Source organism: Lentilactobacillus kefiri, assembly GCF_007989105.1.
Lineage (GTDB): Bacteria > Bacillota > Bacilli > Lactobacillales > Lactobacillaceae > Lentilactobacillus > Lentilactobacillus kefiri.
The window spans coordinates 1-5812 of the sequence record NZ_BJVK01000061.1 but is presented as its reverse complement, the minus strand read 5'-3'; the positions used below and the strand labels follow the sequence as shown (position 1 = coordinate 5812).

The window sequence follows — 5812 nt, the reverse complement described above, 5'->3', positions numbered from 1 at the left end:
ATGCACTTATTAAATCATTCAAGTGAAGCCATGACTTTAGCTTATTTAGGCTTGGATCAAGCAAGTACAGAAAACATGTTGAACCAAATTGATTTTGGGTAAATTAGTTTGATTTTGTTGTCGCCAACGGCGACTTCTGATACAGGTTTTTAATGGGTCTAGCACAACATAGAATAAATTCTATGTGTAAGTGCGCATTTATTCTCTTTTCTTTAATTTTGTATCTTTCAGTTTGTTTTTATAAAGAATGAATATATTCGTTTTCTTAAAGGTTATGCCCTGAATAATTGTCACGTCTGATTGATTTATATAGACTGGCTATCAATCACTAGATAATCTCTTTATGACTTTAAATACTATAATTCTCCTCTAAATGCCTCTAGTAGCCGTTTAGAGGTGCTAAAAATATCTTCCGGTATAATTATATTAAATTACCTTTATAAAGCATTACGAGCCTTTATAAAGCATATAAAGGCTTAAAATTTTAGATAGTATATTAATCAAAATAGGCTTGAGCTATAAACTGGTATTTTAAAATTGTCGAAATTTTAAATGTAGTTATTAGTTGCTTACTTTTTCCCATTTAAATTTTAAGTATTCACGAAGCAAAAAAGCTTCGCGCGCGCATCAGGTACTTTATTAACATACATTAATATTATTTATAAATACTTTCTACTAATGGTAGAAAGTATTTAAAGAAAGCAGCGATAATCTCTCTAACCCCTTGTGTTAGTAAGGATATAGTTCTTTTTATCCTTTGAAGCACTTGTACCAAAAAAGTGCGAGACTTGTACCAAAAATTGTAAAAAAACTCACTTAGAGTTATTTATGAAAAAAGGTGTTAAATAACGCAAAAATGCGAATAATGTACCACATTTTCCCGTTAATTGAAAAATGTGGTATTATTTTATAAATGAAATGTATGGAGGTAAATATGACAATTAATCTTCCTAAAAATCAAATTAATTCTAAGGCTAATAAAGCTATGGATAATCTATTGTCCAGACAAGATTATTTAGTTGTACAGGGGAACGATCTTGCTAAAGCATTTGGTAATTTAGCTTCTTTTCAGCATAAAGTTTTAGATTACTGCTTTAGTTTTGTAACACAAAATAGTCATCCTAGTGATGAATATACTGCCAGTGCATCTGATATTATCCACCACTTAGGATTGACAGTTAGTGGAACTAATTACAAACGAGTTGGCGAGGCCTTTAAAGCTTTAAATGAAAGAACCGCACTTTATTTGCATATCCAACGTAAGGACGGTACTCAAGGCATTCGAATGACACAATTATTTGATAGCATTGATTTTTATGAAGACGGAAAAATTAAATTTCGTTTTGGACAGTCTGCAGCGCCATATGTTTATGAACTACGAAAGAATTTTTATTCTTTTAAATTACGTGAATTAGCTAATATTAAATCGAAATATAGTTTGATAATGATGAAACTATGGCAGTCCAATAAAATGGGTAATCAATTAAATGTTACTATTAAAGGTTCAATGGAAGATTGGCAAGGTTGGTTCTTAGGAAATAAAAAACGTTGGCCCGCTAATCGTTTTAAGCAACGAGTGATTGATGTAGCAACAAAAGAGCTCGGTGATAAACTATCATGTTGGTTCTTAGTTAAAAGTATTAAAAATGGTCGAAGAATAATTGGTTATGAGATTACAATTCATTCTCAAAATGCTTGATATTCATAAATTCAAGAACAGAATTCATTATCATAATGTCCTTTAGAGATATATAAAAAGGGCTTCTAACTAAGTTAGAAGCCCTTTTTATATAAAATATATTAGGGAATACTCCCCATAAACCATAATATTAAATTACGGCGTTCGTACTACACGAACTGTCATATTTGGCTACAAAAGTAGCATATACTTAACTCTTCTTGTATACTAACAGCTTAATATCTTTAAATCAAGAGATAAATTTACTAAGTTTTTTAGAGATGATAGAAACATCATGAGGGCTTAAATTGCCTAGAAATTTTCGAACTCTCATTTTTGAAATTGCCCTTACCTGTTCACACTCTGCACATGAATCAAAATCTAGAAAAGGGTAACGTGATTTATATATAAAATAATGCTGTGGATATTTAGGAAGATTTTTACTGTCATCTTTTATTAGATTTTTGGTTAAGGGGACTACAATAACGTTTCCTGAGTACTTATTAAAATGATTTTTTGATACTACTAATGCGGGACGCTTTTTGCTAATTTCAACTCCAATGTTTTCTCCAAATTCTACTAAATAAATAGATCCCCGAAAAGCATAACGTTGTAAAACATATTCTTCATCTGTTAAGCATCTTTCTTCTAGCTTTTCTTGCCTTCTTTCCCACATTTCCATTTTTTTTATTTTTTCACTTTCTTGTGTCATATACAGCTCTCCAATCTAATTAATTAATTTTAACCCCTTTCCATCAGGAAAGGGATAACCAACTAATCTTTTTTTCATACAACAATAAATATCACTATCTTCATTATTTCTAAAATGTTGTAAAGTAGCGTAAGCAAATAAATCAGCCAATTCTAACATGAAATAGGATTTCTTATTATCGGAAGTTCTCTTTGGGTTAAAATAAATGCCATTATGTACACGATCAAAATGGGAATCATTCACATAATAAGTCCCATTTTCAAATGTGTCATTAGCCTTTGCTAGAAGTTCTTTGTCAGCCCCACCATTTCGTGATTCAAAAAGCATTGCCCCCTTCTTATTAGGGCTTATGTTAAATGAATAACGTTCTAGTAAGAGAGCTAAGGCATACTCATATACTTTATAAGGGTTTGAATTCTTTGAAACATGTTGATATTTATCTATTACTATAGTTATTATTCTAAAGGGAATTTGATCTAATGATTCACATAAATCTTTTTTAAAAGAGTTATAGTCTGGTATACAACTATTTGAAAAAGCATTTTGTCTGTGATGCATTTCTTTACTATGAAAAACTACTCTTTCACCACAATATTCACCATTTTTCCAGTACTTCTTTTTTAATTTAGTTATTATATTTGGAATGATTTCCATTGAAGATTTTTTAAAAATTATTCCTGACAGGACAAACCATTTATTGATATTATCATTATCAGAATTTTTTATCATTCTTTCCACACTTTTAATTTCTGAAGTTCCAGATTCATCTACGGCCATAAAATAATCAATATCCTTAGGCCATTCATCTATTGTTAAGGGCGAATCTCTTAATTTAGTTATCATAAATTCCTCCTGGTTAAAAATTAAATTTTCTATTCAAAATTAATAGTATTACTAATTAATTGGTAAAAAAAGAGATTTTGATGGATTGTTTTCTTTAGTTAAATCAGTCGTGGAATCACAAAAATATATTAAATATTTGTATTTTTGTGTGGGTTAGGTAACTCCAATTTATTTGGAGTATAAGTGCGCATTGACCTTGTTCCACTCGGTCTGCTGATTACCCACCACTAATTTTAGTGTCTTTTCTCTAGTATCATTACTAGGCCTGCTTTAAACACACTCTTTAGCCATAATGGGTCTCACTGAGCCGTTATTAATTTTAACTAGATAATTAACAACATAAGATACACTAAAAAAATAGCCAGATAAGTATCTTTTTATAAGCATATCAAGCTTATATATCTCCTAAACTATTTCTTGTCTTTATTCTCGTTCTTAACTGGAAAAGTAGCAATCCCAACACCGACAGCAACAGCAAAAACAGTCTCAATCAAATCATGATTTTGATTTTCAAACACTGCATAATAAATAGCAAATAAACCGATCGATAATAAATAACGAAGAATAACAATCCAAATTTTTTTGCTCATAAAGCCACGCTTCCTAGAACAAGTTGCTCATACTCAGTTTAATCAATATAAAAGTCTATTCTTGCTAATTCATGTAGCTAAAAAAGAGCATAGTTCCCCCTGGAGACTGCTAAGCGTATTTTTAAGCTAGACTAGTCTAGCAGTGATCATTTAAAATGATTAGCCCGCTGATTCAAGTTGGCTAAGCCGGCTAAAATTGTCCGCTGTTTGTTCGTATAGGCAATTCAAGCGCTATTTTAATATAAATATATAGCCCACGGTTAAAACGGCTGAGAAACGATTTTAGAGCTAATTAAAGGGGGCTACTTGCTGGCTGCTTGTTTCAGGATGTTCAGCTTGATATTTAGCGTTGGCTTTTTTGTTCCAGTAAATGCCAAACAGATTTTGCATGGTGCCGTATAAGTAGTTCTCGACGTTCTTGATATGCTTCTCGTTACTTCTCAGGGCGTTGAAGTAGCGTCTTAACGTCTTGGTCATTAGAGGTTTTAGTTCGGGATCATCTAAAGTAATCCAAACGCCGAGGTCTTTGTGGGCTTTTTCAATGGCATACTTAGCATTTAAGATAATGCCAATGAACCGACGCATTTGTTGTGGTGTTCGGCACCAAAAGCTTAAAAGTTGAACAGCTGACGGCTCTAAAAAGAGCTGACCTGTGTCAGCATCGGTTAAAAAGTCATAGGCATGGCTAACTAAATCGTGGTTTTGCTGGTTAATTTCTGCTGGTGTGTAATTAGCTGTGGAAAAGTCCAACTGGTGAGTATCTATATTGTATCTATCTTTATCTCTCTCTTTAGGTTCTCTATCTAGATCGTGTCTATTTTTTAGACTTTCGCTCGTAGCAAGGGTTTGCGGGGTGTCATCAACGGACTTTCGCGAAGGTCTATTTTTTAGACTTTCGCTCGTAGCAAGGGTTTCAACGGTCTCCCGCGAAGGTCTATTTTTTAGACTTTCGCTCGTAGCAAGGGTTTGCGGCTCTTTTTGGCCATATTCACCGCGTAAATAGACGTCCGTTGATCGCATATCTAGTTCGGCCAGGTAAAGTCGGTTGGGTTCATTTTTCCCTGTTTTGGGATTAAAATGCATGGCTTTTTGATAAAGCAAGCCAGCTTTTTCGAGTTCTTTCTTAACGGTGGCTAATTTTCCCTTTGAACAATTGAATAGATCCATTAATTCTTGATTGGTAAAAATAAAGTAGACGTGGTCTTCCTCATCAACCCAGTGATTGCGTAAGGAATACTCGAGCCGATCTTTCAGCACCATATAGGCTAATTTGGCTTCACTACTTAAATACCGATATTGTTCGCCGTACATCAATACTTTGGGAAACTGAAAGAATAAGGCTCCATAAACGTTGTCAGCTTGATAAAACTTGAAATTTGTTTGCTCCATTATAAAAACTCCCTTTCTATACTCGACCCATGCTGGCTCAAAAGAGAGTTGCTAAAACATCTGACTTGCCTTAAAATACAAATCTGATATGCTTTAAATGAATTACAAAGCGTTCATTAGTTGTGAGAACTTTGTAATTCATCAGCATGGATCGTGTGTGGTTGCCTAATCGGCAACTTTTTTAATTTCTAACAACAAATAAAAATGGACTAGGCAGCTTCTACTAGCTACTTAGTCCATTGAGTTTAATTTTGTTTTTTAACTATCCGAGCCTTGTCCTCATAGACTGGTCTGCGGTATAATTATCCTACAAAGTTAAAAGCAATATTTCAGTCGATTTTGACTTCCCGGAAAAAATCGACTGAATCTAAGTAGCTGGTATGAGCTACTTGCTAATACTATAAAGGAGATCTCAATCCCAAATGGATTGGGATCTCTTTTATAGTATTAGCCTGATCTTTTAATATTTGATTGTTAAATTAACTATAGTCTAGCATAGCGCTTACTAACCGGTAAACCTTAATTTGCAAATAGACTATTTAATAAATTGATACTTAGCTTTAAAAAAACGACAAGAACGACAACGAGTTTAAGCTTTGA

General features: G+C 33.0%; 5 protein-coding genes. 1 reads left to right on the top strand and 4 read right to left on the bottom strand.

The annotated features are described in order from the left end of the window. Positions 1-934 precede the first annotated feature (934 nt). Entirely contained in the window at positions 935-1699 is a 765-nt protein-coding gene (locus LKE01_RS11300; protein ID WP_056982424.1) for a replication initiation protein, read from the top strand. 229 nt (positions 1700-1928) lie between these two features. On the opposite strand, the gene LKE01_RS11295 is transcribed toward LKE01_RS11300, so the two are convergent. The 4 genes from LKE01_RS11295 to LKE01_RS11280 all read right to left on the bottom strand — a co-directional run bounded on the left by LKE01_RS11295 (position 1929) and on the right by LKE01_RS11280 (position 5215). Next, positions 1929-2390, bottom strand: coding sequence for a type II toxin-antitoxin system PemK/MazF family toxin (locus LKE01_RS11295; RefSeq protein ID WP_056982422.1), 462 nt, complete (start codon positions 2388-2390; stop codon positions 1929-1931). A 15-nt stretch (positions 2391-2405) separates the two neighbouring features. Then, positions 2406-3233, bottom strand: a complete 828-nt coding sequence (locus LKE01_RS11290; protein WP_056982420.1) for a DUF3800 domain-containing protein — start codon at positions 3231-3233, stop codon at positions 2406-2408. Between the two features lie 410 nt (positions 3234-3643). Further along, positions 3644-3823, bottom strand: coding sequence for a hypothetical protein (locus LKE01_RS11285; protein WP_056982418.1), 180 nt, complete (start codon positions 3821-3823; stop codon positions 3644-3646). 288 nt (positions 3824-4111) lie between these two features. Next, positions 4112-5215 (bottom strand): replication initiator protein A, encoded by a 1104-nt coding sequence (locus LKE01_RS11280; RefSeq protein WP_056982416.1) that lies wholly within the window; start codon positions 5213-5215, stop codon positions 4112-4114. Positions 5216-5812 lie beyond the last annotated feature (597 nt).

What these genes read in the sequence shown, in the direction of transcription:
- LKE01_RS11300 (WP_056982424.1), top strand. Translation starts at nt 935, where the DNA reads ATGACAATTAATCTTCCTAAAAATCAAATTAATTCTAAGGCTAATAAA.
- LKE01_RS11295 (WP_056982422.1), bottom strand. Translation starts at nt 2,390, where the DNA reads ATGACACAAGAAAGTGAAAAAATAAAAAAAATGGAAATGTGGGAAAGA.
- LKE01_RS11290 (WP_056982420.1), bottom strand. Translation starts at nt 3,233, where the DNA reads ATGATAACTAAATTAAGAGATTCGCCCTTAACAATAGATGAATGGCCT.
- LKE01_RS11285 (WP_056982418.1), bottom strand. Translation starts at nt 3,823, where the DNA reads ATGAGCAAAAAAATTTGGATTGTTATTCTTCGTTATTTATTATCGATC.